A 3,421-nucleotide genomic window follows, 5' to 3' on the forward strand; every position below is an offset into this window, starting at 1 on the left:
CTGTGTTGCCGCGGTTCAGCGGATACGCGGAACGCCTCGAGCTGGCAGTGGAAAACGCAGCCACGGAGCCGGCGTGGCTCACCGCCACAGACCGCGACTCCTTCCACCGCATCTGGTTTGAATTGCACGAAGATCTCATCGCCACCCTCGGCATCCGGCGATGAACGCCCCAGCACGACCCCAAAAGTGACAGCGGAACCGCGGTCAACCGGTGCTGGATGACCCGCGCGCGGCGGCTTGGACCTGGTTGACGGGTTTGGTGGCGGGCATGCCGAGCACGGCGATGACGGTGAGGACGGCGGCGATCATGACGGCCAGGAACACGGCGGATGAGGCCGCCACGATGGTGTGGGGATCCGTGTCGCCGTGCGGGGTGCCGGCGTAGACAGCGTTCGCTATCGCGCCGAAGACGGCGACGCCGATGGAGCTGCCGATCGACCGGGCGAAAAGGTTGGTGCCAGTGACCACGCCACGCTCGTTCCATTCGACGCTCGTCTGGGCGGCGATCAGGGTCGGGGTCGCGACCAGCCCGAGTCCGAGCCCGACGATGAAGCAGCTGACGGCGACGAGCGCAACGTTGGGAACGGAGGCGGTGACGGCCAGGACTCCCGTGCCGATGACGGTGACCGTGATGCCGATCAGGGCAGTGTTCCGGAACCCGATGCGCAGGTACAGGCGCCCCGATTGGGACGCACTGATGGGCCAGCCGATGGTCAGCGCCGCCAGGGCGAGCCCGGCCACGATCGGGGAGGTCGAGAGGGCTCCCACGAGGAACGTCGGAACGTACGAAGTGATGCCCAGCATGACCGCTCCGACACCGAAGGCAACCATCGCCGTCGTCGCCAGCAGCCGCCGGGATACCACCCACGGCGGCAGGACCGGCTCCGCCGCCCTCCGTTCGACGAAGAGGAACGCGACGAACAAGAGGGCACCGCCGGCGAACACTGCGTCGCTGATAGCGGAGTCCCAGGCCCAGGCCTGGCCGCCCTCGAGGGCCCCGAGAATGAGGAGGGTGAGCGAGACCGTGAGCAGCCCCGCGCCGAGATAGTCGACCCGGTGCTTTACGGGCTCGATGTTCTCGTGGAAGGACCGGACCAGCATCCAGCCGGCCACCAGGCACAGCGGGATGTTCACGAGGAAAATGCCGCGCCAGATCCCGAGCGAGGCAAACACTCCCCCGAGCGTCGGGCCCACCACCGAGGAGACAGCCCACACGCTCGCCAGGTAGCCCTGCACCTTTGCCCGCTCGGCGAGGGTGTAGATATCGCCGGCGATGGTGATGGCCATCGGCTGGACCGCGCCGGCGCCCAGGCCCTGCACTACGCGGAACGCGATGAGGACCGGCATGCTCCAGGCGACTCCGCACAGGATCGAGCCGAGCAGGAACAGGCCGATTCCGATCAGCATGATCGGCTTGCGGCCGATGGTGTCCGAGAGCTTCGCGTAGACCGGGACGGACACGGCCTGCGCCAGCAGATAGGCGGAGAACAGCCACGGGAACGACGTGAACCCGCCTATGTCGTGCACGATCGCGGGCACGGCTGTCGCCACCACGGTCGCGTCGATCGCCACCAGGCCGGTGGAGAGCATCAGGGCGATGAGGACGGGTCCGCGTTTGGAGCGGAAACCGACTCCCTCGGCAGGCATGGTGGTCACGTGCATCACTCCCATCGGCGCCCGAAGCGCGGTGCGTGAACCGGTTACGGCCCCGACAACATAACTTCCCCGTTCGACAAATTAGTCCCGGTCCAGGATCTTGCAGCCCGGGCGGACGGGAGATTGACCGGCTTGTCCCTTCAAATGGCGTTCCACCGCGGCTTCCTGATCTGTGAACTATTCCGAAGAACTCCGATGACACAAATGATCAGAAGGCTTAGCATTATGGCGGGGGACGGGCTGATCAAACCCACAGGCGTATCCGCGTGACGGTCTCATATTCGACCAGAGGATCCGCCATGAACCAAAAGCGAATTGCCGCCACCGTCTTCTGTTCCCGCCTCACGTCTCGCGACACGGGCATGGCCGTCGTCATGTATCTGTTCATGGCAAAGCTTTGGATGATGCACAGGCGCATTTCCGGCTTCCTGGTCTTTCTCGTCGGCGTCGCCGCTGCACTGACGCTGACATCGGCGGCCAGTCCTATGCCTACTCCATCTGCCACATTGAAGAGCGATGCCGAGGGGTCCAAGGCTGCTCTCGTGCGAATCGACCTCCTTGCCATCGCGGAGATCGCCCATATTGACCACAGCACAGGCGAGGTAGTGATCTCCCGTGGCCGGTCCACAGTGCCGCTCGGTTCCGCTACCGGCGTGGTCGTTTCAGCAGACGGGATTGTGGCGACCACTTGGGAGAATCTTGCCGTCGACGAGGGCGCTGTGGCCGCATACAGCGCGAACGAGCTCTTCGCCAAAGTGATCGGAGTGCCGATCGTTGGAAACGGCGGGAATCCGCTGCGGCGAGGCTCGACGCCTGATCGATACTGGGCGGCGCACCTGCAGCACTGCTACGACCAGGTGGAGCACTGTATCGTCTTTCGCGTCCCCCAGTACCGAGTGCACACTTACACGGCGGAGCCTGCGACCGTCATGGCCGAGCTGCTCAACCACCCGACCGGGCCCAAAGACATCGCGTTGCTCAGGATCAGTGGCGGCGGTGGCGCGCCGACAGCCACGCTGGCCGCGCCGGCCGCAGCACCAGGTGCGAATCCCGTACTGGTCGGCTTCACCGAGGATCCGAGCCCTAAGGCGGGACCGGCGCAGTTTCCGGTGGCGGTGGACACCGCCGCGGGCCGAATCCGCTCTAGTCAGGACCTTGCCGGGCCACTCGAAGCCGGCGTGTCCGGCGGCCCCGTGCTGGACGGGGCAACCGGCCAGGTCCTCGGCCTGATGGGGCCCCGCCAGCCAGACGGCCAGGGCACTCTGGTGCCGGCCGCGTCCATTCAAGCAGCTATGGCCGCGGCGGGCGTTGAGGCCTCCCCATCGAAGTTCGATGCTGTATTCCGGCGGGGCATCGATCACCTCTCATCGGGCATGGGCGGATCGGCCGAGAGCGCACTCGAAGAGTCCTTGACCTACTTCGATTCCGCCTTGGCGACAAGTTATCTTGAGCAGGCCCGAAAGATGAGTAGCGAGCACCCGATGGGAGACCAGGCGACCGCCGCCGCAGACGCTGGCAAGGACGGCCCCCTGCAGGCTGCCCTCCTGCCCGGCTTCGCCGGATTCCTGCTCCTGGCCGGAATCCTGGCCGTCCTGGTCCTGCGTCGCGGCAGGGCGTCAGCCGCTCGGGGCGTCCGCGGGGCCCCGCCTCGCCCCGCTGACCGTTCAAGCTCAAAGGGTGCCGAAGGGAGACCTGTTGCCCCTCTGAAACCCCAAACCGGCGATAGCCAGACCGCAATGACCCGGGCTGCGCGCGCTGATGAAGA

Annotated in this window: 2 protein-coding genes; one reads left to right on the forward strand and one right to left on the reverse strand. The window is 66.2% G+C overall.

The window, feature by feature from the left end:
- Window positions 1–204: 204 nt before the first annotated feature.
- The gene (locus tag LQV45_RS21770) at window positions 205–1,662 is read right to left on the reverse strand and encodes an MFS transporter (protein ID WP_374208270.1); all 1,458 of its coding nucleotides are present in this window, start codon (window positions 1,660–1,662) and stop codon (window positions 205–207) included.
- Window positions 1,663–1,955: 293 nt separating this feature from the next.
- Here LQV45_RS21770 and LQV45_RS21775 point away from each other — a divergent pair.
- The coding region (locus tag LQV45_RS21775; protein ID WP_230008786.1) for a trypsin-like peptidase domain-containing protein at window positions 1,956–3,421 on the forward strand (1,466 nt) is incomplete at its 3' end.

This window comes from Microbacterium sp. Bi128, assembly GCF_918698205.1.

Coding starts and splice junctions, on each gene's coding strand:
- LQV45_RS21770 (WP_374208270.1), bottom strand. CDS start 1,662: ATGCACGTGACCACCATGCCTGCCGAGGGAGTCGGTTTCCGCTCCAAA.